The 23113-nt window shown below is 59.1% G+C and carries 20 protein-coding genes; 2 read left to right on the top strand and 18 right to left on the bottom strand.

Annotated features, from left to right (window positions below; all coding sequences use genetic code 11):
- Positions 1 to 36: 36 nt before the first annotated feature.
- From htpG to C4K38_RS08730, 3 genes are all read right to left on the bottom strand, one after another.
- Positions 37 to 1941 (bottom strand): molecular chaperone HtpG, encoded by a 1905-nt coding sequence (gene htpG, locus C4K38_RS08740; RefSeq protein WP_025805268.1) that lies wholly within the window; start codon positions 1939 to 1941, stop codon positions 37 to 39.
- An 88-nt stretch (positions 1942 to 2029) separates the two neighbouring features.
- Positions 2030 to 2482, bottom strand: coding sequence for a PaaI family thioesterase (locus C4K38_RS08735; RefSeq protein WP_053278016.1), 453 nt, complete (start codon positions 2480 to 2482; stop codon positions 2030 to 2032).
- Positions 2479 to 2955, bottom strand: coding sequence for a PaaI family thioesterase (locus tag C4K38_RS08730; RefSeq protein ID WP_053278015.1), 477 nt, complete (start codon positions 2953 to 2955; stop codon positions 2479 to 2481). Before C4K38_RS08730 ends, C4K38_RS08735 begins: the two co-directional genes overlap by 4 nt.
- 158 nt (positions 2956 to 3113) lie before the next feature.
- Here C4K38_RS08730 and C4K38_RS08725 point away from each other — a divergent pair, with 158 nt between their 5' ends.
- Entirely contained in the window at positions 3114 to 3365 is a 252-nt protein-coding gene (locus C4K38_RS08725; protein ID WP_053278337.1) for a hypothetical protein, read from the top strand.
- Between the two features lie 64 nt (positions 3366 to 3429).
- Here the strand turns inward: C4K38_RS08725 and C4K38_RS08720 are convergent, their stop codons facing one another.
- From C4K38_RS08720 to sdhC, 12 genes are all read right to left on the bottom strand, one after another.
- Positions 3430 to 3831: an MAPEG family protein gene (locus C4K38_RS08720; protein WP_053278014.1), complete on the bottom strand. Its 402-nt coding sequence runs from the start codon at positions 3829 to 3831 to the stop codon at positions 3430 to 3432.
- A complete protein-coding gene (locus tag C4K38_RS08715; RefSeq protein ID WP_053278013.1) occupies positions 3831 to 4568 on the bottom strand; it encodes a DUF599 domain-containing protein in 738 nt (245 codons plus the stop codon). Before C4K38_RS08715 ends, C4K38_RS08720 begins: the two co-directional genes overlap by 1 nt.
- Before the next feature lie 174 nt (positions 4569 to 4742).
- Positions 4743 to 6056 carry a branched-chain amino acid transport system II carrier protein gene (gene brnQ / locus C4K38_RS08710; protein WP_053278012.1) on the bottom strand — a complete coding sequence of 438 codons (1314 nt, stop codon included), beginning with the start codon at positions 6054 to 6056 and terminating at the stop codon, positions 4743 to 4745.
- A gap of 326 nt (positions 6057 to 6382) precedes the next feature.
- A complete protein-coding gene (gene sucD / locus C4K38_RS08705; protein WP_003223019.1) occupies positions 6383 to 7264 on the bottom strand; it encodes a succinate--CoA ligase subunit alpha in 882 nt (293 codons plus the stop codon).
- Complete coding sequence (gene sucC, locus C4K38_RS08700; RefSeq protein WP_007931510.1) at positions 7264 to 8430, bottom strand: ADP-forming succinate--CoA ligase subunit beta; 1167 nt, start codon at positions 8428 to 8430, stop codon at positions 7264 to 7266. Before sucC ends, sucD begins: the two co-directional genes overlap by 1 nt.
- 224 nt (positions 8431 to 8654) lie before the next feature.
- Positions 8655 to 10091, bottom strand: a complete 1437-nt coding sequence (gene lpdA / locus C4K38_RS08695; RefSeq protein WP_025805261.1) for a dihydrolipoyl dehydrogenase — start codon at positions 10089 to 10091, stop codon at positions 8655 to 8657.
- Between the two features lie 112 nt (positions 10092 to 10203).
- Positions 10204 to 11424: a 2-oxoglutarate dehydrogenase complex dihydrolipoyllysine-residue succinyltransferase gene (odhB, locus tag C4K38_RS08690; RefSeq protein ID WP_053278011.1), complete on the bottom strand. Its 1221-nt coding sequence runs from the start codon at positions 11422 to 11424 to the stop codon at positions 10204 to 10206.
- 42 nt (positions 11425 to 11466) lie between these two features.
- Positions 11467 to 14298: a 2-oxoglutarate dehydrogenase E1 component gene (locus C4K38_RS08685; RefSeq protein ID WP_025805260.1), complete on the bottom strand. Its 2832-nt coding sequence runs from the start codon at positions 14296 to 14298 to the stop codon at positions 11467 to 11469.
- A 276-nt stretch (positions 14299 to 14574) separates the two neighbouring features.
- On the bottom strand, positions 14575 to 15279 hold the full coding sequence (locus C4K38_RS08680) for a succinate dehydrogenase iron-sulfur subunit (protein WP_007931501.1): 705 nt from the start codon (positions 15277 to 15279) through the stop codon (positions 14575 to 14577).
- Between the two features lie 12 nt (positions 15280 to 15291).
- The gene (gene sdhA / locus C4K38_RS08675; RefSeq protein WP_053278010.1) at positions 15292 to 17064 is read right to left on the bottom strand and encodes a succinate dehydrogenase flavoprotein subunit; all 1773 of its coding nucleotides are present in this window, start codon (positions 17062 to 17064) and stop codon (positions 15292 to 15294) included.
- A gap of 3 nt (positions 17065 to 17067) precedes the next feature.
- Positions 17068 to 17436, bottom strand: a complete 369-nt coding sequence (sdhD, locus tag C4K38_RS08670) for a succinate dehydrogenase, hydrophobic membrane anchor protein (protein ID WP_007931497.1) — start codon at positions 17434 to 17436, stop codon at positions 17068 to 17070.
- Entirely contained in the window at positions 17430 to 17816 is a 387-nt protein-coding gene (gene sdhC / locus C4K38_RS08665) for a succinate dehydrogenase, cytochrome b556 subunit (protein WP_169915034.1), read from the bottom strand. Before sdhC ends, sdhD begins: the two co-directional genes overlap by 7 nt.
- 351 nt (positions 17817 to 18167) lie before the next feature.
- Here sdhC and gltA point away from each other — a divergent pair, with 351 nt between their 5' ends.
- Complete coding sequence (gltA, locus tag C4K38_RS08660; RefSeq protein ID WP_009047765.1) at positions 18168 to 19457, top strand: citrate synthase; 1290 nt, start codon at positions 18168 to 18170, stop codon at positions 19455 to 19457.
- Between the two features lie 312 nt (positions 19458 to 19769).
- Here the strand turns inward: gltA and C4K38_RS08655 are convergent, their stop codons facing one another.
- From C4K38_RS08655 to C4K38_RS08645, 3 genes are all read right to left on the bottom strand, one after another.
- On the bottom strand, positions 19770 to 21428 hold the full coding sequence (locus C4K38_RS08655; protein ID WP_053278009.1) for a cation acetate symporter: 1659 nt from the start codon (positions 21426 to 21428) through the stop codon (positions 19770 to 19772).
- Positions 21425 to 21736 (bottom strand): DUF485 domain-containing protein, encoded by a 312-nt coding sequence (locus tag C4K38_RS08650; protein WP_009042787.1) that lies wholly within the window; start codon positions 21734 to 21736, stop codon positions 21425 to 21427. The genes C4K38_RS08655 and C4K38_RS08650 overlap by 4 nt, the downstream gene beginning before the upstream one ends.
- A gap of 192 nt (positions 21737 to 21928) precedes the next feature.
- Positions 21929 to 22780 carry a glycine betaine ABC transporter substrate-binding protein gene (locus C4K38_RS08645; RefSeq protein ID WP_053278008.1) on the bottom strand — a complete coding sequence of 284 codons (852 nt, stop codon included), beginning with the start codon at positions 22778 to 22780 and terminating at the stop codon, positions 21929 to 21931.
- Between the last annotated feature and the right edge of the window lie 333 nt (positions 22781 to 23113).

Below are 23113 nucleotides of genomic sequence, written 5' to 3'. Positions count from 1 at the left end.
AAAAAACCCGCCGAAGCGGGTTTTTATACAACGCAGTTAAACCGACAGTTCAACCAGCAGCTTGTTCAGGCGGCGCACATAGGCGGCCGGGTCTTTCAAGCTGTCGCCGGCAGCCAGGGCCGCCTGATCGAAGAGGATGTGCGACAGATCGCCGAAGCGCTCGTCGCTCCGCTCGCCGTCGAGTTTCTCGATCAACGGGTGAGCCGGGTTGAATTCGAAGATCGGCTTGGAATCCGGCACCTTCTGCCCGCTGGCCTCGAGGATCTGGCGCATCTGCAGGCCCAGGTCCTGCTCGCCGATCGCCAGGATCGCCGGGGAGTCGGTCAGGCGGTGGGAAACCCGCACTTCGCTGACGCTCTCGCCCAGGGCGGTCTTGATCCGCTCCACCAGGCCTTCCTTGCTCTTGGCGACTTCTTCCGCGGCCTTTTTGTCCTCTTCCGAGTCCAGGTTGCCCAGGTCCAGATCACCACGCGCCACGTCGACAAAGCTCTTGCCGTCGAAGTCGCTCAGGTAGCTCATCAGCCACTCGTCGATGCGGTCGGTCAGCAGCAGCACTTCGATGCCTTTCTTGCGGAAGACTTCCAGGTGCGGGCTGTTCTTGACCTGCGCGTAGGTTTCGCCGGTGAGGTAGTAGATCTTGTCCTGGCCTTCCTTGGCGCGCGCCAGGTAGTCGGCCAGGGAGACATTCTGCTCGCCGTCGTCGCCCTGGGTGGAGGCGAAGCGCAGCAGGCCGGCGATCTTTTCCTTGTTGGCGAAGTCTTCGGCCGGGCCTTCTTTCATCACCTGGCCGAAGTTTTTCCAGAAGCCCTTGTATTGCTCAGGCTCGTTCTTCGCCAGTTTTTCCAGCATGTCCAGTACGCGCTTGGTCAGCGCCGACTTCATGGAGTCGATGATCGGGTCTTTCTGCAGGATTTCCCGCGACACGTTCAGCGACAGGTCGTTGGAGTCGACCACACCCTTGATGAAGCGCAGGTACAGCGGCAGGAAGGATTCCGCCTGGTCCATCACGAACACACGCTGCACGTACAGCTTCAGGCCTTTCGGCGCTTCACGCTGGTACAGGTCGAATGGCGCACGGGCCGGCACGTACAGCAGCGAGCTGTATTCCAGCTTGCCTTCGACCTTGTTGTGGCTCCAGCTCAGCGGGTTCTCGAAATCGTGGGCGATGTGCTTGTAGAACTCCTGGTATTCCTCGTCCTTGATCTCGGTGCGCGGACGGGTCCACAGGGCACTGGCGCGGTTGACGGTTTCCCATTCCTGCGCAGGCTTCTCTTCACCCTCAGCGGCAGCGGCCTCTTTCGGCAGCTCGATCGGCAGGGCGATATGGTCGGAGTACTTCTTGATAATGTTGCGCAGGCGCCAGCCATCGGCGAACTCGTCTTCGCCGGATTTCAGGTGCAGGACGATACGGGTGCCGCGGTCGGCCTTGTCGATGGTCGCGACTTCGAACTCGCCCTCGCCCTTGGAGGACCAGTGCACGCCTTCGCTGGCAGCGAGGCCGGCACGACGGGTGAAGACATCGACCTTGTCGGCGACGATGAAGGCGGAATAGAAGCCCACGCCGAACTGGCCGATCAGGTGCGAATCCTTCTTCTGGTCGCCCGTGAGGTTTTTCATGAAGTCGGCGGTGCCGGACTTGGCGATGGTCCCCAGGTGGGTGATCACATCTTCCCGGCTCATGCCGATGCCGTTGTCTTCGAGGGTGACGGTCTTGGCGTCCTTGTCGAAGCTCACACGGATTTTCAGCTCCGCGCCACCTTCCAGCAACTCAGGCTTGGACAGGGCTTCGAAGCGCAATTTGTCGACAGCGTCAGAGGCGTTCGAGATCAGTTCGCGAAGGAAGATTTCCTTGTTGGAATACAGCGAATGGATCATGAGGTGCAGCAGCTGCTTTACCTCGGTCTGGAAGCCCAGGGTTTCCTTTTGAGTTTCCACACTCATGGTCATCAAACTCCAATCAGATGGCATAAGCCGCGCCCGGAGGGCTTACGGCGGGATGTCCACAGAGTTGGGGGCTCTACCTGAGATTTCAAGGGCCTGGACTTTCTTCAAGCTTGAAATGTGCTCGGGCGGTGGCAATCGGCTCCTCCGCGCTGCTCTGCCAGGCGGTGATGGCCACGTTCGCCACCCGCCGGCCCTGGCGGCAGACCTGGCATCTGGCATAGGTATCGCGAAATTGCCCGGCCCGCAGGTAGTCGAGGGAGAAGTCGATGATCTTCGGCACTCCGGGCGAACCGGTGCCAATCAACAGATGCAGGGCCGCCGCCAGCTCCATGAAACCGGCGATCACCCCACCGTGCAGGGCCGGCAGCAACGGGTTGCCAATGTTGTCGCGGTTGGCGGGCAGGCGAAACAGCAACCCATCGCCCTGCCGCGAACACTCGATACCGATCAGCCTGGCGTAGGGAATCAGCTGCAGCAGTGCCGCGTAATCGCCTTGCTGGTGGGCATGCCGCACTTGCTTCTGGAAATCGTCGCTCATGGCTGCTCACCCTTGATGGCGCCGGCAAAATCTTTGCTGCCCTTGAGGCCCTTGCCCATGCGCATGAAGGTGCCCACCACATGGGCAACGGGGTGCTCGGGATCGTCCTGGTAGGCAAAACCGCGAGTGAAAATCACATCGGTGGTCACCCGATAGCACTGGGCAAAGCCATATACGCTTTTGCCCGGCTCTGCCGGGTGCATGTAATCGACACGCAAGTCCAGGGTCGGACAGACTTCGAATTCCGGCAGGACGCACAAGGTGGCCATGCCGCAGGCGGTGTCCATCAACGAGGTCAGCGCGCCACCGTGGATCACCCCGGTCTGAGGGTTACCGACTATCTGCGGGCTGTAAGGCAGCATCAGGGTGATGCCGTCTTTTGAAGCGCTGTGCACGCTCATTGCCAATACCTGGCAATGGCGCAGCGCCGATAAAAACCGCGTCGCACGCTCAAAAACAGGGTTTTGCTCCATAAGGCAACTCTCTAGTTGGTGTCAAAACCGCTCGGTTAACGGGACAGCTAAAAGTTCCATATTGCTGGCACTTTATATATCTTTCGCTTTCAAGGAACTTAACCTGTAGAGCCATGCTCGAAAGGCCAGAAGATATCTTCAATAAGGAGAAACACCCCATGCGTAAGACTTTAGCTATTGCCCTGATGCTGACCGCTTCCCTCGGTCTCGCTGCCTGCGATAAAAAATCCGAGGACAAAGCTCAAGATGCCAACCAACATGCTGAGCAAGCTCAACAGAAACTGAACGAAGCTCAGGATAAAGTGAGCGAAGCCGCAAAAGAAACCGTCGATGCAGCCAAAGATCAGGTTGAATCGAGCAAAGCAGCTGTTGAAGAAGCTGCCAAGGAAGCCGCTCCTAAAACCAACTAATCCGGTTTTAGTGCAGCAAAAAGAAAGCCCGCCTAGTGCGGGCTTTACTTTGTCTGGAATAACTCTACGCCAACAGGCGGCGAAAAATCGGACTAAGCATCAGCAACATTGAACAGAGCAGACCGATAAACCAGACCAGACTGCGCTGCCAGGCAAGATCCGCCCAATAACACAGCAGATAGATAACTCGCGTAATGACAAAGACGATCGCCAGGCCGTCGATCAACCAACCCTGAGTCTGGGTGGTATGGGCCATCAGGACCCCGACCGCGAATAACATGAAGGCTTCGAAGCTGTTCTGGTGCGCCGCCACCGCCCGGGCACCGAACCCGGTGAGCTGCGCCTGTTGCTGGCGTGGCAGGTGATTGTTGTAACCGCCCTGCTCTTTCATGGCCCTGGCCACCGGCATCCGTGCCACATAAATCAGCAGCGCGCTGATAAACACACACCAGAACGCGATACTCATCAGGCAATCTCCTTGTTCACCTCGGGCAATGGCGCCTCTGTAGGGGTATAGACCATCACGTCCAACACGTCGGAATGAAACTCCCGGCGGTACAGCACCAGCACCACGCCCGCGCTCATCAGCATGAACAGCCAGGGGCTGACGAACCAGGCCAGCATGCTCATGCCGAAGTAATAGGAACGCAGGCCGAAGTTGAACTGGTTGGCGGCCATGGAAATCACCCGCGCAGCCCGCAGGGCAAAGGCTTTGCGCTCCTGTTCGGAAACATGTCGCTCACCGATCATCGGTGCCGAGCCTACGAGGATGGCGGCGAAGTTGTACTGGCGCATGCACCAGCTGAAGGTGAAGAAGGCGTAGACGAATACCAGGGCCAGGCACAGCAGCTTGATCTCGGACATGCCCTGGGAGGCCTGCTGCACCATCGGAATGTCGGCCAGCAGTGATACCGCGCGTTCGGAAGCGCCGAGCACCGTGAGGATACCGGCGAGGATAATCAGGGTGCTGGAGGCAAAAAACGAGGCATTGCGCTCCAGGTTGCCGATCACGCTGGCGTCGGCGATGCGGTTGTCGCGCAGCAGCATGCGGCGCATCCAGTCTTCCCGGTACAGGTGCAGCACGCTGGCCAGGCACGCGGTGTCGCGGCCCTTCCAGGTGGCGTAGCGGGTATAGCCGCCCCAGCAGATGACAAACCAGAGTGCGGCGATGAGATGGATCAGGTTGGCTTCGACGAACGACATGCAGGTTCCCGGATAGGCGTTGGCAGAGTGCGGATACAACTGGCACTGCTTCGACGTTGATCGAGGAAAAAAGACACCATCCGTCGCCCATAAAAAATGCCCCGTATCGCTGGATACGGGGCATTTTTTTGGCTACTCGGTGCCCGCTTGTGACGGGCCCCGGCAGATGGCGGTTTAGGCCAGCGCTTCGCTGCGCTTGCCCAGCAGGCGGTCGCAGACCACCGCGACCACCAGGGTCATGACCGAAGGCACCAGCCACGCCAGGCCCTGCTCGCTCAGCGGCAGGTGCATCAACTGGGTTGGCATCCAGTCCGCCAGGCCGGCGCCCTTGAGGGCGTCGATCAAGCCGAACAGGAAGGACACCAGCATCACCGGACCGACGATGCGGCCCTGCTCATGCCAGAAGTCCTTGCAGAAGCTCAGGGCCACCAGGGCGATGCACGGCGGGTAGATGGCGGTCAGCACCGGGATGGAGAAAGCGATCAGCTTGGTCAGGCCCAGGTTGGACACCAGCAGCGAGAACGCCGCCAGGATGATCACCAGGGTCTTGTACGACAGCGGCAGTACGCGGCTGAAGTACTCGGCGCAAGCACAGGTCAAACCAACCGCGGTCACCAGGCAGGCCAGGGAAATCAGCACGGCCAGGAAACCACTGCCCAGGGAGCCGAAGGTGTGTTGCACGTAAGCATGCAGCACCGCCGCGCCGTTGGTGGCGCCGGCCGCGACTTCGTGGCTGCCCGAACCCAGGCGGAACAGGCTGACATACACCAGTGCCAGGCCGACGCCGGCAATCAGCCCGGCGATAATCGCGTAACGGGTGATCAGGCGTGGCGACTCGACACCGCGGGAACGGATGGCGTTGACAATGACGATGCCGAACACCAGCGCGCCCAGGGTATCCATGGTCAGGTAACCATTGATGAAGCCTTGGGAGAACGGCGCCGCGACGTATTCGGGAGTCGCCACACCGATATCACCGGCCGGCAAGGCGAACGCGGCAATGCCCAGTACGGCCAGGGCGATGATCTTCAGCGGCGCAAGGAAACGCCCAACGGTGTCCAGCAGGCGTCCCGGGTAGAGGGAGATGAAAAACACCAGCAGGAAATACACCGAGCTATAGAGGAACAGCGCCAGCGGGCTTTCACCGGTCAGCGGCGCCAGGCCTACTTCGAAGGATACGGTCGCGGTACGCGGCGTCGCGAACAACGGGCCGACCGCCAGGTAGCAGACCGCCGCCAGCAGGCCACCGGCGATTTTGCCGATCGGGCTGCTCAGCGCGTCCATCGCGCCGCCGACCTTGGCCAGAGCCACGACGGTCACCACCGGCAGGCCTACCGCGGTAATCAGAAAACCCAGCGCCGCGATCCAGACGTTAGGTCCGGACTGCAAGCCGACGATAGGCGGGAAGATGATATTGCCGGCCCCGACGAACAGGGCAAAGGTCATAAAACCCAGTGCCAGAATGTCCTGGCCTTTCAACACTTTCATTAAGGAAATACCACACTACTGAATCGGAATTTAGAGAGGGATTTCCCTTATGGGTGAGGGAAATGCTGTCGATCCGTATAGGACTGACCCGTTTAGCGCGCAGCTTCCTTGTGGGACGCAGACGCAAAAGAGGCGGCTAGACTACCGAATTTGTAAGACAAACGCACTGTTAGAGGGCGATCTGTCCGATAAGCGACATTTCCGTGTCGCGTTTATATAGATAAATAGCCGTTTGCCATTATCGCTGGCCCTTCCCGACAGCCAGAAAGCACAAAGGCCACCCGAAGGTGGCCTTTGTCAGCAGAGTTGCAAGCTAAGCGCGAGGCTTACTTGACAGCCCAGCCAGTCAGCTCGGCCAGGGCCTTGCCGATGTCTGCCAGCGAACGCACGGTTTTCACGCCTGCGTCTTGCAGAGCAGCGAATTTCTCGTCTGCAGTGCCTTTGCCGCCAGAGATGATTGCGCCAGCATGGCCCATGCGCTTGCCCGGAGGAGCAGTCACACCAGCGATGTAGGAAACAACCGGCTTGGTCACGTGAGCCTTGATGTAGGCAGCCGCTTCTTCTTCAGCCGAACCGCCGATCTCGCCGATCATCACGATCGCTTCGGTCTTCGGGTCTTCCTGGAACAGCTTCAGGATGTCGATGAAGTTGGAGCCTGGGATCGGGTCACCACCGATGCCGACGCAGGTGGACTGACCGAAACCGGCGTCAGTGGTCTGCTTAACGGCTTCGTAAGTCAGGGTGCCGGAACGGGAAACGATACCGACCTTGCCTGGCAAGTGAATGTGACCTGGCATGATGCCGATCTTGCATTCGCCTGGAGTGATCACGCCTGGGCAGTTAGGGCCGATCAGGGTAACACCCAGCTCGTCGCACTTGACCTTGGCATCCAGCATATCCAGGGTAGGAATGCCTTCGGTGATGCAAACGATCAGCTTGATGCCGCCGAAAGCCGCTTCCAGGATGGAGTCCTTGCAGAAAGGAGCTGGAACGTAGATCACGCTGGCGGTGGCGCCAGTGGCAGCTACAGCGTCTTTCACGGTGTTGAAGACAGGCAGACCCAGGTGCTCGGTGCCGCCTTTGCCCGGAGTTACGCCGCCAACCATCTTGGTGCCGTACTCGATGGCTTGCTGGGTGTGGAAACTACCTTGCGAACCGGTAATACCCTGGCAGATAACTTTGGTGTCTTTATTGATCAGGACGCTCATTATTTGCCCTCCGCAGCTTTGACAACTTGTTGAGCAGCGTCGGTCAGGCTGGTAGCAGCGATGATGTTCAAGCCGCTTTCTGCCAGTACTTTAGCGCCCAGTTCAGCGTTGTTGCCTTCAAGGCGAACAACAACCGGGATTTTCACGCCGACTTCTTTCACTGCACCGATGATGCCTTCGGCAATCATGTCGCAACGAACAATGCCGCCGAAGATGTTGACCAGTACTGCAGCGACGTTGGTGTCGGACAGGATGATCTTGAAGGCTTCGGTCACGCGCTCTTTGGTAGCGCCACCACCTACGTCGAGGAAGTTGGCTGGCTTGCCGCCGTGCAGGTTGACGATGTCCATGGTACCCATGGCCAGGCCGGCACCGTTGACCATGCAGCCGATGTTGCCTTCCAGGGCCACGTAGTTCAGTTCGAACTTGGCAGCGTGCGCTTCGCGCGGATCGTCCTGGGACGGATCGTGGAAAGTCTTCAGCTTAGGCTGACGGTACATGGCGTTGGCGTCGATGTTGATCTTCGCGTCCAGGCAGTGCAGATCGCCATCAGCCTTGATCACCAGCGGGTTCACTTCCAGCAGTGCCAGATCGTGGTCCTGGAACAGTTTGGCCAGACCTACGAAGATCTTGGCGAACTGAGTGACTTGCTTGCCTTCCAGGCCCAGCTGGAAAGCCAGCTCGCGACCCTGGAATGGCTGAGCGCCAACCAGTGGATCGATAGTGGCCTTGAGAATTTTTTCTGGAGTGTCGTGAGCGATTTTCTCGATGTCCACGCCACCTTCGGTGGAAGCCATGAACACGATGCGACGGCTCGAACGGTCGACGACAGCGCCCAGGTACAGCTCTTTAGCGATATCAGTGCACGATTCAACCAGGATCTTGGTGACTGGCTGACCATTGGCGTCAGTCTGGTAAGTCACCAGACGCTTGCCCAACCACTGTTGAGCGAATGCTTTAGCGTCTTCTTTGCTGCGAACCAGCTTTACGCCGCCCGCTTTACCGCGACCACCGGCGTGAACCTGGGCTTTGACAACCCACTCGGAGCCGCCGATCTTGTCGCAAGCTTCTGCTGCTTCTTCCGGGGTGTCTACCGCGTAGCCTTTGGATACTGGCAGGCCGTATTCAGCGAACAGCTGCTTACCCTGATACTCGTGAAGATTCATGCTTTTTACCGTCTTCGTTAGGTACTGCGCATTCGGCGCTGCGCTCTTGATGAGTGCCGCGCCACCTGTGACCGCTCCTCACCGGACTCCCCTGCCCCGCATCCGCAGCCTGGGCTGCGGCACAACGCCTGAAGATTCCCGTGAGGTCGAGTCCAGCGGACGTTCCGCGGTGAGTCTTGCTCGCAAGGCTCACGACGGGCAATCCGCCGTGGTTTCTTATTGTCTTAACGCTTTTTGCGGTTGGCGATGTGGATGGCGCCGCCATTCACTGCCAGTGCTGCTTCGTGCAGGGCTTCGGACAGGGTCGGATGGGAGAAAACCATCATGCCCAGGTCTTCGGCGCTGGTGCCGAATTCCATGCCGATCGCACCTTGCTGAACCAGTTCCGCCGCGCTCGGGCCGATCACGTGGACGCCCAGTACGCGGTCAGTCTTGGCATCAGCGATGACTTTTACGAAACCGCCGGTGTCGTTGGCTGCCATGGCACGGCCGCTGGCTGCGAACGGGAAGGTGCCGACGTTAACTTCAACGCCTTCAGCTTTCAAGGTCTGCTCGGTTTTACCGACCCACGCGATTTCCGGGTGAGTATAAATAACCGAAGGGATCAGGTCATAGTTCATCTGAGCCTTGTGGCCCTTGATGCGCTCGACGACCATGATGCCCTCTTCCGAGGCCTTGTGAGCCAGCATCATGCCGCGAACCACGTCGCCGATCGCGTAAACGCCCGGTACGGTGGTGGCGCAGTGATCGTCAACGTGCACGAAACCACGCTCGTCGAGGGTCACGCCGCAATCGGCAGCCAGCAGATCAGTGGTCACCGGACGGCGACCAACGGCTACGATCAGCTTGTCGAAAGTGATGTTCTGTTCGCCGTTGGCATCAGTGTAGGTCACCACCACTTCTTCGCCGTTGACCTTGGAGCCGGTGACGCGAGCGCCCAGCTTGATGTCCAGACCCTGTTTGGTCAGGGTTTTCAGCGCTTCCTTGGAGACGGCGGTGTCGGCAGCCATCAGGAAGGTGTCCAGGGCTTCCAGGACGGTCACTTCAGCGCCCAGACGGGACCATACCGAACCTAGTTCCAGACCGATCACGCCAGCGCCGATCACGCCCAGACGTTTTGGTACGGATTGGAATTCCAGGGCGCCGGTGGAGTCGACGATCACTTTCTGATCGACCGGAGCTGGTGGAATGTCGATTGGACGGGAGCCTGGCGCCAGGATGACGTTCTCGGCTTCGATCACTTCCACCGAGCCGTCTGGCTTGGTGACTTCGACTTTCTTGCCGGCCAGCAGTTTGCCGTGGCCCTGGATGGAGGTCACGCCGTTGGCCTTGAACAGGGTGGCAACACCGCTGGTCAGGTTTTTCACGATGTTGGCTTTGCGGCCGACCATCGCAGGTACGTCCATGGACACGCCAGCGTGGCTGATACCGTGGATTGCGAAACCGTCTTGGGCTTCGTGGAATTTCCAGGAGCTGTCCAGCAGCGCCTTGGAAGGGATGCAGCCGACGTTCAGGCAAGTACCGCCGAGGGCCAGTTTGCCCTCCTTGTCGGTATATTTCTCGATGCAGGCAGTCGTGAGGCCGAGTTGCGCAGCTTTAATGGCAGCTACATAGCCGCCTGGGCCTGCGCCAATCACTACCACGTCGAATTTCTGAGTCATGTGTCATTCCTTCTCGAATCAAACCGGACGGCCCCTTGTGGAGGCCGTCGTGGGACGAAGCTGTTCGTTTCGGCGAAAGGCCGATCATCGCTGATCGGCCCATGCTACGAAATCAGATATCCAGCAGCAGACGAGCCGGGTCTTCCAGCAGGTTCTTGATGGTAACCAGGAAGGTCACTGCTTCTTTGCCGTCGATCAAACGGTGATCGTAGGACAGAGCCAGGTACATCATCGGACGGATAACCACCTGACCGTTGATCGCCATAGGACGCTGCAGAATGTTGTGCATGCCCAGGATCGCCGCTTGTGGCGGGTTGACGATCGGAGTCGACATCATCGAACCGAAAGTACCACCGTTGGTGATGGTGAAGGTACCGCCGGTCATCTCTTCCATCGACAGTTTGCCGTCACGGGCTTTCTTGCCGAAGGTGGCGATGCCGCCTTCGATTTCAGCCAGGCTCATCAGTTCGGCGTTACGCAGAACCGGAACCACCAGACCGCGGTCGCTGGACACGGCAACACCGATGTCGGCGTAGCCGTGGTAAACGATGTCGGAACCGTCGATCGAGGCGTTAACCGCTGGGAAACGCTTCAGCGCTTCGGTGGCAGCCTTGACGAAGAACGACATGAAGCCCAGGCGTACGCCGTTGTGGGACTTCTCGAACAGATCCTTGTACTTCGAACGCAGGGCCATGACTTCGGTCATGTCGACTTCGTTGAAAGTGGTCAGCATCGCCATGTTCGACTGGGCTTCGACCAGACGCTCGGCAACCTTGGCACGCAGGCGGGTCATCGGAACGCGCTTCTCGACGCGGTCGCCGACAGCGAATACCGGAGCAGCGGCGGCTGGAGCAGCGGCCTTGGCAGGCGCGGCAGCCGGAGCGGCTTTCTTGGCAGCAACGGCTGCAACCACGTCTTCCTTGGTCACGCGACCGCCTTTGCCGGTACCGGCAACGGAAGCGATGTTGATGCCGTTCTCTTCAGCCAGCTTACGCGCGGCAGGAGCAGCGATTGGATCTTCTTCGCCTTCGGCGGCAGGAACTGCAGCCTGAGCGGCAGCTGGTGCGGCAGCGGCTGGAGCAGCAGCGGCAGCAGCGCCTTCAGCGATGGAGCCCAGTACTTCGTCGGACAGAACGGTGTCGCCTTCGTTCTTGACGATAGCGCCCAGCACGCCGTCAGCGGTGGCCAGAACTTCCAGCACGACCTTGTCGGTTTCGATGTCGACGATCAGTTCGTCGCGCTTGACGGCGTCGCCCGGTTTTTTGTGCCAGGTGGCAACGGTGCCATCGGCAACCGATTCCGGGAAAGTGGGGGCTTTGATCTCGATAGCCATTATCTGTGGTTCCTTAAATTCGGTTTCAGGTGCGCGAAGGCGTTAAACAGTGAAAGCATCTTGCAGCAGTTTTTCCTGCTGCTCGGCGTGCATCGATGCATAACCACAAGCTGGGGCAGCAGAAGCGTCACGACCGGCGTACTCGAGTACGAGCGACTTGTTGTGACCGCTGATGATGCGACGCATGTGATGCTGGCTGCAGTACCAGGCACCCTGGTTCATTGGCTCTTCCTGACACCAAACGATGTGTTTGAGGTTCTTGTACGGAGCCAGGACTTCGATCAGGTCGTCCTCAGGGAATGGGTACAGCTGCTCGATACGCACGATGGCGATGTCATCACGGCCTTCAGCACGGCGTTTTTCCAGCAGGTCGTAGTAGACCTTGCCGCTACACAGAACGATGCGACCTACATCTTTTGGATCCTGGGCATCGATTTCCGGAATAACGGTCTGGAACGAACCTTCCGCCAGATCTTCCAGGGTCGAGATGGCCAGTTTATGACGCAGCAGCGATTTCGGAGTCAGGACCACCAGCGGCTTGCGCAGCGGGCGAATCACCTGACGACGCAGCAGGTGGTAGATCTGGGCCGGGGTAGTCGGCATGCAGACCTGGATGTTGTGCTCGGCGCACAGCTGCAGGTAACGCTCCAGACGAGCCGAAGAGTGCTCCGGCCCCTGACCTTCATAACCGTGCGGCAGCAGCATGGTCAGACCGCAGAGACGGCCCCACTTGTGCTCGCCACTGGTGATGAACTGGTCGATTACCACCTGGGCACCGTTGGCGAAGTCGCCGAACTGGGCTTCCCAGATCACCAGCGCGTTTGGCGTGGTGGTCGAGTAACCGTATTCGAACGCCAGTACGGCTTCTTCGGACAGGAACGAATCGTACAGATCGAAACGTGGCTGGCCGTCGTACAGGTGCTGCAGCGGAATGTAGGTGCTGGCGTCTTTCTGGTTGTGCAGGACCGCATGACGGTGCGAGAACGTACCGCGGCCGATGTCCTGGCCGGTCATGCGAATCGGGTGACCTTCGAACGCCAGGGTCGCGTATGCCATGGTTTCGGCATAACCCCAGTTGATCGGCAGGCCGCCGGCTTGCATCTTCTGACGGTCTTCGTAGATCTTCGCGACCTGACGCTGAACCACGAAGCCTTCCGGCAGCTCCAGCAGCTTGGCGGACAGTTCCTGCAGGGTCTTCAGATCGAAGGTGGTGTCGTGACGCGCAGTCCAGGCGTGGCCCAGGTACGGACGCCAGTCCACGAACAGCTCTTTGTTCGGCTCTTTGACCAAGCTCTTCACGACGTGCAGGCCGTTATCCAGCGCGTTGCGGTATTCGTCGACTTTCGCCTGAACACGCTCGGCGTCGAGCACGCTACCCTGGACCAGACGATCGGCATACAGCTCACGGGTGGTGCGCTGCTTGGCGATCTGCTGGTACATCAGAGGCTGGGTGCCGCTAGGCTCGTCCGCTTCGTTGTGGCCGCGACGACGGTAGCAGACCAGGTCGATCACCACATCGCGCTTGTATTGCATGCGGTAGTCGATGGCCAGCTGGGTCACGAACAATACGGCTTCCGGATCATCACCATTCACATGGAGGATCGGCGCCTGGATCATTTTCGCGACGTCGGTGGCGTACTCGGTGGAACGCGAGTCCAGCGGGTTGCTGATGGTGAAACCGACCTGGTTGTTGATCACGATGTGCACGGTACCGCCGGTCTTGAAACCGCGGGTCTGCGACATCTGGAAGGTTTCCATCACCACGCCCTGACCGGCGAATGCCGCGTCACCGTGGATGGAGATTGGCAGAACCTTGTCACCGGTCTGGTCGTTGCGACGATCCTGACGGGCGCGTACCGACCCCTCGACCACTGGCGAAACGATTTCCAGGTGGGACGGGTTGAACGCCATGGCCAGGTGAACTTCACCGCCTGTGGTCATCACGTTGGACGAGAAGCCCTGGTGGTATTTGACGTCACCGGAGCCCAGCTCGACCTTCTTCTTGCCTTCGAACTCGTCGAACAGCTCGCGCGGGTTCTTGCCGAAGGTGTTGACCAGGACGTTGAGGCGACCACGGTGGGCCATGCCGATCACGACTTCCTTGGTGCCGTAGGAACCGGAACGCTGGATCAGCTCGTCGAGCATCGGGATCAGGCTTTCGCCGCCTTCCAGGCCGAAACGCTTGGTGCCCGGGTACTTGGTGCCCAGGTATTTTTCGAGGCCTTCAGCTGCGGTGACGCGCTCGAGCAGGTGACCCTTGATATCCGTGGAGTAGGTCGGACGGCCGCGTACGCTTTCCAGACGCTGCTGGAACCACTGGCGCTGCTCGGAATCGGTGATATGCGTAAATTCAGCGCCGATGGTGCGGCAATATGTCTGCTGCAACGCTTCGTGAATTTCGCGTAGGCTCGCTTCCTCTTTGCCGATGAACAGGTCGCCGGCACGGAAGGTCGTATCAAGATCGGCATTGGTCAAGCCGTAATGATTGATTGACAGGTCTGCAGGTGCAGGACGCTGCCACAGCCCCAGCGGGTCAAGCTGGGCTGCCTGGTGGCCACGCATACGGTAGGCCTGGATCAATCGCAGCACTTCAACTTGCTTCTTCTCGTGCTCGCTGCTCACGCTACCGGCGGATACCGGCTGGGCGCGGCGCTGGTTCTTTGCCAGCAACACGAAATGATCGCGGATTGTCGAGTGCGAAACATCGATGGCAGTGCTGCCGTCGGTAGGCAACTTCTGGAAGTAAGTGCGCCACTCTTCTGGCACAGCGTTAGGGTCGTGCAGGTAGAGCTCGTAGAGCTCTTCCACATAGGCAGCGTTACTACCGGATAGGTAGGCGCTGTTCCACATGCGCTGCATCACGCTTTCTTGCATGCTTGGTCACCCTCGGTTAGGGGAACACCACCGGCGAAGACACCGAGCAAACTTGCAAAAGTCCGAGTGCAGCGACCAAAACAAGCCACTTAGGATCACGCTGATAGTCCGGGTACCAGCCCGGATGCCCCTGCTTGTCTCATTTCTTCAAAATACGAGCGGCAACTTTGTGAGCTGCTGCTCAGCTTAAAACTACGGCGCCGGTTGAAGCCTGCGCCGTAGCCTCTACGGGTACAGCGGTCCTGCCTTTACAACAGCTGGGTTACAGCAGCTGAATCACACGCCGCTCGAGAGCAGCATGTTACGTATGTGACCGATGGCCTTAGTCGGGTTCAGGCCTTTCGGACAAACGTTGACGCAGTTCATGATGCCGCGGCAGCGGAATACGCTGAACGGATCATCCAGCGAAGCCAGACGCTCGGACGTCTTGGTGTCGCGGCTGTCTGCCAGGAAGCGATAGGCTTGCAGCAGAGCAGCTGGACCCAGGAACTTGTCCGGGTTCCACCAGAAGGACGGGCAGGAAGTCGAGCAGCAAGCGCACAGGATGCACTCGTACAGACCATCGAGCTTTTCGCGCTCTTCAGGGGACTGCAGACGTTCGATGGCCGGAGCCGGCGTGTCGTTCTGCAGGAATGGCTTCACCTTCTCGTATTGCTTGTAGAAGATGCTCATATCGACGACCAGGTCACGGATAACCGGCAAACCTGGCAGCGGACGAACAACCAGCTTGTTGTTCTTCACCACGGCAGACAGCGGCGTGATGCAGGCCAGGCCGTTCTTGCCGTTGATGTTCATGCCGTCGGAACCGCAAACGCCTTCACGGCAGGAGCGACGATAGGAGAAACCTTCGTCCTGCTCTTTGATCAGCGCCAGTACGTCCAGCACCATCAGATCCTTGCCACCGGTGTCGACCTGGAAAACCTGGGTTTTCGGCGCGGAGTCGGTGTCAGGGTTGTAACGATAAACTTCGACTTGCAACATATCGATCACCCTTTAGTAAGTCCGGACTTTTGGTTCAAAAGTCGGAACAGTCTTCGGCGAGAAGTTAACGGCACGCTTGGCAACGCGCTTCTCACCCGGGAAGTACAGGGTGTGGCACAGCCAGTTTTCGTCGTCGCGGTCTTCGAAGTCTTCACGGGCGTGGGCGCCGCGGGACTCTTTGCGCACTTCGGCAGCGATGGCGGTGGCTTCGGCCACTTCCAGCAGGTTCTGCAGTTCCAGTGCTTCGATACGCGCAGTGTTGAACGCCTGCGACTTGTCGTTGATCTTGACGTTGGCGATGCGGGTACGCAGCTCGGCCAGCTGGGCGATGCCCTTCTGCATGTATTCGCCGGTACGGAATACGCCGAAGTAGTTCTGCATGCAGCTTTGCAGCTCGCGACGCAGGGTAGCCACGTCTTCGCCATCGGTACGCTCGTTGAGAGCGGACAGACGCGCCAGGGCCGCATTGATGTCGGCGTCGGTGGCGTCGTCGTAGTCGATACCGTCGGTCAGGGCTTTTTCCAGGTGCAGGCCAGCAGCGCGGCCGAATACCACCAGGTCGAGCAGCGAGTTGCCGCCCAGGCGGTTGGCACCGTGAACCGATACGCAAGCCACCTCACCCACTGCGAACAGACCATGAATGATCTCGTCCACGCCTTCAGCGTTCTGAGTGATCGCCTGACCATGAATGTTGGTCGGTACGCCGCCCATCATATAGTGGCAAGTCGGAACAACCGGAACCGGAGCAACCACCGGGTCAACGTGAGCGAAAGTCTTGGACAGTTCGCAGATACCTGGCAGACGGCTGTGCAGCACTTCCTCGCCCAGGTGGTCGAGCTTGAGCATCACGTGGTCGCCATTCGGACCGCAACCGTTGCCGGCGATGATTTCTTTAACCATCGAACGGGCAACAACGTCACGACCGGCAAGGTCTTTGGCGTTCGGAGCATAACGCTCCATGAAACGCTCGCCGTGCTTGTTGATCAGGTAACCACCTTCACCACGGCAACCTTCGGTAACCAGTACACCGGCGCCGGCGATGCCGGTCGGGTGGAACTGCCACATTTCAATGTCTTGTACCGGCACGCCGGCACGCAGCGCCATGCCTACACCGTCACCGGTGTTGATCAGAGCGTTGGTGGTGGATGCGTAGATACGACCCGCACCGCCGGTCGCCAATACGGTGGCTTTCGCGCGGATGTAGGTGGTTTCGCCGGTTTCGATGCAGATCGCGATCACACCGACGAACGCGCCGTCCTGGTTCTTCACCAGGTCAACGGCGTAGTACTCGTTCAGGAAGGTGGTGCCGGCTTTCAGGTTGCCCTGATAAAGGGTGTGCAGCAGTGCGTGACCGGTACGGTCGGAAGCTGCGCAGGTACGGGCAGCCTGGCCGCCTTTACCGTAATCCTTGGACTGACCGCCGAAAGGACGCTGGTAGATACGACCGGTTTCGGTGCGGGAGAACGGCAGACCCATGTGGTCCAGTTCGAAAACTGCGGCCGGACCTTCCTGACACATGTATTCGATAGCGTCCTGGTCACCGATGTAGTCGGAACCCTTGACGGTATCGTACATGTGCCAGCGCCAGTCATCGTTCGGGTCGGCCGACGCGATGGCGCAGGTGATGCCGCCCTGAGCCGACACCGTGTGCGAGCGGGTCGGGAACACCTTGGTGATCACTGCAGTCTTGTGGCCGCCCTGGGCCAGCTGCAATGCGGCACGCATGCCGGCGCCGCCGCCGCCAATGATGATGGCGTCGAAAGAAATCGTTGGAATGTTAGCCATGAATCAGATACCCCAGAGAATCTGCACACCCCAGACGAAGTAGGCGAACATTGCAACGCCGCATACTGCCTGGAAAAGGAAACGTACTGCAGTCGCCGATTTGCCCAGCGCCATCGGCGTCAGGTAGTCGGTCGAAATGGTCCACATGCCGACCCAGGCGTGAGCGCCCAGAGCAACCATGGCCAGCAGGCTGAAGATACGCATCCAGTTGTTGGAGAACAGTGCGTGCCATTGCTCGTAGCCAAGGCCCGGGTTCGCAACGAGGTATCCGATCAGGAAGATGAAATAAGCCGCGAGAACGACCGCAGACACACGTTGTGCCATCCAGTCATAGAGGCCCGAACGCGACAGGTTCGTGACGTTAGTTACCATATCCAAACTCCTGCCAGAACGATTACCACCACGGATACGGCGATAACGATTTTAGAGCCCAGCTTGCCGCCTTCCAGCGTCTCACCGATGCCCATGTCCATGATCAAATGGCGCACACCGGCAACCAAGTGATACAGCAAGGCGGACAGGATGCCCCAAATCACTAGCTTGGCTAGCGGACTGGTCAGACACGCTTTCACCTCGCCGAAGCCTTCCTCGGAGCTGAGCGACTTGTCCAATGCATAAAGCATGATGGCAAGGCTCACAAAGAGGATGACACCGGAAATACGGTGAAGGATGGACGTGTAAGCAGTGACTGGGAGTTTGATGGTCCTTAGGTCTAGGTTTACAGGTCGTTGGCTATTCACGGCTTTTTTCACACTGAAGAGCCCCTAACAATCAGGGCAAAGTTGTTGGGGAGTGCACTGGTCAGGTACCCACCACCCAGGGAGTGACGACCCCCATCAAACCGGGCCCGAAAGCCCATGGCGGTCGGTGGCCGAGTATAGACAGTTAGGCTACTAATGACAACGCAATCCCCTTCCCCTAATAGCTCATTGCGTTAGGCGGATAAAAGGCGTAAATGGCGGGGAATTTCGAGGAAAAAGTCCGGTTAAAGCCTTCTGGGGCAAGACTTTAGGCAAATTGACATTCGGATTTATCTCACTATAGTGGTGCGGGCCCTGCGTGGGGGGTCTGTCTGATGATTTCAAGCATAAATAGGAGGCCACATGGCTGACAAAAAAGCGCAGTTGATCATCGAGGGCGCAGCCCCCGTCGAGCTGCCCATTTTAACCGGCACCGTTGGTCCCGATGTAATCGATGTTCGGGGCTTGACGGCCACGGGCCGCTTCACCTTTGACCCGGGTTTCATGTCGACCGCCTCCTGCGAGTCGAAAATCACCTATATCGACGGCGACAACGGCATTCTGTTGCACCGCGGCTACCCGATCGAACAGTTGGCTGAAAAGTCGGACTACCTGGAAACCTGCTACCTGCTGCTCAACGGCGAGCTGCCGACCGCAGAACAGAAGGCCCAGTTCGTCAGCAACGTGAAGAACCACACCATGGTTCACGAGCAGTTGAAGACCTTCTTCAACGGCTTCCGTCGCGACGCCCACCCGATGGCCGTCATGTGCGGCGTAGTCGGCGCCCTCTCGGCCTTCTACCACGACTCCCTGGACATCAATAACCCGCAGCATCGCGAAATCTCCGCGATCCGCCTGGTTGCCAAGATGCCGACCCTGGCCGCGATGGTTTACAAGTACTCCATGGGCCAACCCATGATGTACCCGCGCAACGACCTGTCGTACGCGGAAAACTTCCTGCACATGATGTTCAACACCCCGTGCGAGATCAAACCGATCAGCCCGGTGCTGGCCAAGGCAATGGACCGGATCTTCATCCTCCATGCCGACCACGAGCAGAACGCATCGACCTCCACCGTACGCCTGGCGGGCTCCTCGGGTGCCAACCCGTTCGCCTGTATCGCTGCCGGCATCGCCGCACTCTGGGGCCCGGCTCACGGCGGCGCCAACGAAGCGGTACTGACCATGCTCGACGAAATTGGCGATGTCTCGAACATCGACAAGTTCATCGCCAAGGCCAAGGACAAGAGCGATCCGTTCAAGCTGATGGGCTTCGGTCACCGCGTCTACAAGAACCGCGACCCACGCGCCACCGTCATGAAGCAGACCTGCGACGAAGTACTGAAAGAGCTGGGCATCAAGCACGACAAACAACTCGAACTGGCCATGCGCCTGGAAGAGATCGCCCTGACCGACCCGTACTTCATCGAACGCTCGCTGTACCCGAACGTCGACTTCTACTCGGGGATCATCCTCAAGGCCATCGGCATTCCGACCAGCATGTTCACCGTGATCTTCGCCCTGGCGCGTACCGTCGGCTGGATCTCGCACTGGAAAGAAATGCTCTCCAGCCCTTACAAGATCGGCCGTCCTCGCCAGCTGTACACCGGCTACGAGTCGCGCGACATCACCAAGCTGGAAGATCGCAAGTAAGACCTGTTGCCTTGCGCTAACGTCTTGACTGCACCGGATACGGCCTCTTTATAGAGGCCGTATTCGTTTGTGCTCCCCTCCCCTGCCATTTCCCTGTAGCAGCCCGCATTCGGCCGCACAGCGGATGTGGAACGCCAACTCCACACCACTCTCACGCTGAACGAGCTTGCGAGCGCTGCACACTCGATCGCAGGCTGCGCCAGCGGCTACAGAAAGCGGATACATACCTGAAGCAACAAAAATGCCCCTGTCTCTCGACAGGGGCATCGGTTTGCAACTCAGCTTATATATAGAAGCCGATACACAGGGGCCTTAGTGCGATACCGCTCCGCTGGCGCCCAGGCCGGTCTGCGAGCGTACGAATTGCGGGAAGAACAGCGCCCGCTCATTGTCAGCCGCAGTGGACTTGTCGGTGATGGAGAAGAACCAGATCCCGATAAAGGCAATGACCATCGAGAACAGCGCCGGGTACTCGTAAGGGAAGATGGCTTTCTCATGCCCCATGATCTGCACCCAGATGGTCGGGCCGAGGATCATCAGGCCAACGGCACTGACCAGGCCCAGCCAGCCGCCAATCATGGCGCCGCGGGTGGTGAGTTTCTTCCAGTACATGGAAAGCAGCAGTACCGGGAAGTTGCAGCTCGCCGCGATGGAGAACGCCAGGCCGACCATGAACGCGATGTTCTGGCTCTCGAACAGGATGCCCAGGGCAATCGCCAGCACACCCAGGCACACGGTGGTGATCTTCGAGACGCGGATTTCATCCTTCTCGTTGGCCTTGCCCTTCTTGATCACGCTGGCGTACAGGTCGTGGGAAACCGCCGAGGCACCGGCCAGGGTCAGGCCAGCCACCACCGCCAGGATAGTGGCGAACGCCACTGCCGAGATGAAGCCGAGGAACACACTGCCGCCCACGGCATTGGCCAGGTGCACCGCCGCCATGTTGTTGCCGCCGAGCAGAGCGCCCGCCGCGTCCTTGAACGCCGGGTTGGTGCTGACCAGGAGGATCGCGCCAAAACCGATGATGAAGGTCAGGATGTAGAAGTAGCCGATGAAGCCGGTGGCATACAGCACACTCTTGCGCGCTTCCTTGGCGTCGCTCACGGTGAAGAAGCGCATCAGGATGTGCGGCAGGCCCGCAGTACCGAACATCAGCGCCAGGCCGAGGGAGAACGCCGAGATCGGATCCTTCACCAGGCCGCCCGGGCTCATGATCGCTTCACCTTTGGGGTGAACCTTGGTGGCTTCGGAGAACAGCATGTTGAAGTCGAAGTTGACATGCTTCATGACCATCAGCGCCATGAACGAGGCGCCGGACAGCAGCAGGACCGCCTTGATGATCTGTACCCAGGTGGTCGCCAGCATGCCGCCGAACAGCACGTACAGCACCATCAGGATACCCACCAGGATCACCGCCACATGGTAATCGAGGCCGAACAGCAGCTGGATCAGCTTGCCGGCACCAACCATTTGCGCGATCAGGTAGAAGGCTACCACCACCAGCGAACCGCAGGCCGACAGCGAGCGGATCTGGGTCTGCCCGAGGCGATAGGACGCCACGTCGGCAAAGGTGTACTTGCCCAGGTTGCGCAGGCGCTCGGCGACCAGGAACAGAATGATCGGCCAGCCCACCAGGAAGCCGATCGAATAGATCAGGCCGTCGTAGCCGGAGGTGAACACCAGGGCGGAAATCCCCAGGAAGGACGCCGCCGACATGTAGTCACCGGCAATCGCCAGACCATTCTGGAAACCGGTGATCTTGCCGCCCGCGGCATAGTAGTCGGCCGCCGACTTGTTGCGTTTGGAGGCCCAGTAGGTGATGCACAGGGTGGCCCCGACGAACAGCACGAACATGATGATCGCAGAGACATTGAGGGGTTGTTTATGTACTTCGCCGGTCAGGGCGTCGGCCGCCCAGAGACTTGGAGCAAAGGCCGCGACGCTAAAAAAAGCCAATAGACGCCGGATCATTGCTGAGCCTCCTTGAGAATCGCATTGTTCAGGTCGTCGAATTCGCCGTTGGCGCGTCGCACGTAGATACCGGTCAGGACAAAGGCCGCGACAATCAACCCGACACCAATGGGAATGCCCCAGGTGATGGATGATTCAGGACTGAGTTTTGCCCCCAGTACATGGGGTCCGTAGGCAATCAGCAGGATGAAGCCCGAATAAAGCCCGAGCATGATCGCCGACAGTATCCAGGCGAATCGTTCGCGCTTGCTGACCAGCTCCTTGAAACGCGAGCTGTTTTGAATCGAGAGGTAAATGCTGTCGTTCATTGTTTTTATCCTCGCAGCACAGATTTTAGTTGGAACGTAGTCCACTCTATGCAGCTCTGGAGCCGGTTCCAGACGACCTTAGTATTAGAACGACAGCCCCCCTTACAGGCACTTTTGCACCGGCCAAAACAAAAGGCCGTCGGGTGCGAACACCCGACGGCCTCAAGATCTGCTATCTAGACACTTCCGCGATCAGTTAGCGGTCCACTCGGCGACGCGCTCAGGGTGTTTGGCCACCCAGTCCTTGGCCGCTGCTTCCGGCTTGGCGCCCTCTTGAATCGCCAGCATCACCTCGCCGATTTCATCCTTGGAGGCCCACTGGAACTTCTTCAGGAAGGCCGCAACCTCAGGCGCTTTCTTCTCCAGGCCTTTGCTGCCGATGCTGTTGACCGTTTCAGCAGCACCGTAAACACCTTTCGGATCGTCCAGGAAGCGCAGCTTCCACTTGGCGAACATCCAGTGCGGCACCCAGCCGGTGACCGCGATGGAGTCGTTCTTCTCTTCGGCACGGGTCAGCTCGGCAATCATCGCCGCGCCCGAACTGGCTTGCAGCTTGTAGTTCAGACCGTAGTCCTTGATGGCCTGGTCGGTCTTGAGCATCACGCCCGAGCCGGCGTCGATACCGACGATCTTGTTCTTGAAGCTGGTGTCACCCTTCAGGTCGGCGATGCTCTTGGGCTTGACGTACTCCGGTACGATCAGGCCGATTTTCGCATCCTTGAAGTTGGGGCCGTAGTCGACCACCTTGTCCTTGTTCTTGGTCCAGTACTCGCCGTGGGTCACCGGCAGCCAGGCCGACAGCATGGCGTCCAGCTTGCCAGTAGCCACGCCCTGCCACATGATCCCGGTCGCCACGGCCTGCAGCTTCACGTCATAACCGAGTTTCTGCTTGATCACCTCAGAGGCTACATAGGTGGTCGCCACACTGTCCGACCAACCGTCGACATAGCCGATGCTCAGGGTTTTGCTGTCGGCACTGGCCAGGGTGGAGCTGATCGCAAGTACCAGACCGGCACCTGCGCCTAAGAGTCGTCGCATCTTCATCGTTACTTCCCCGAAAGTGCTGCGCCCGACGGGTGCCGAGCCGCGTCAACCTGTTGTTATGGTGCCCAGCGCCCTCATCACGCCCCACCGACTTGCTCGAACATCAGCGCGATTGCCCTATGAGAGCTCTGACGCGTCGATCATCAACCTGACGCCAAAGGCGACCTGCTCTGACTGCGACCTCAAAACATTCAGCAACGACACCCGTTCGCCAGTAATCAGGGCATGCCAAAAACAGTCGCCCAATCCCGCCCGAACTTTGCATGTCAAAATCATGCAGGCCACCTGGGCAGCGGCAAATCCGGGTAAGATGCCCGGCTTTGTTTCCTGACG

Source organism: Pseudomonas chlororaphis subsp. piscium, assembly GCF_003850345.1.
Taxonomy (GTDB): Bacteria; Pseudomonadota; Gammaproteobacteria; order Pseudomonadales; family Pseudomonadaceae; genus Aquipseudomonas; species Aquipseudomonas piscium.
The sequence above is the reverse complement of the archived record's forward strand: the minus strand, read 5'-3'. Positions and strand labels throughout refer to the sequence as shown.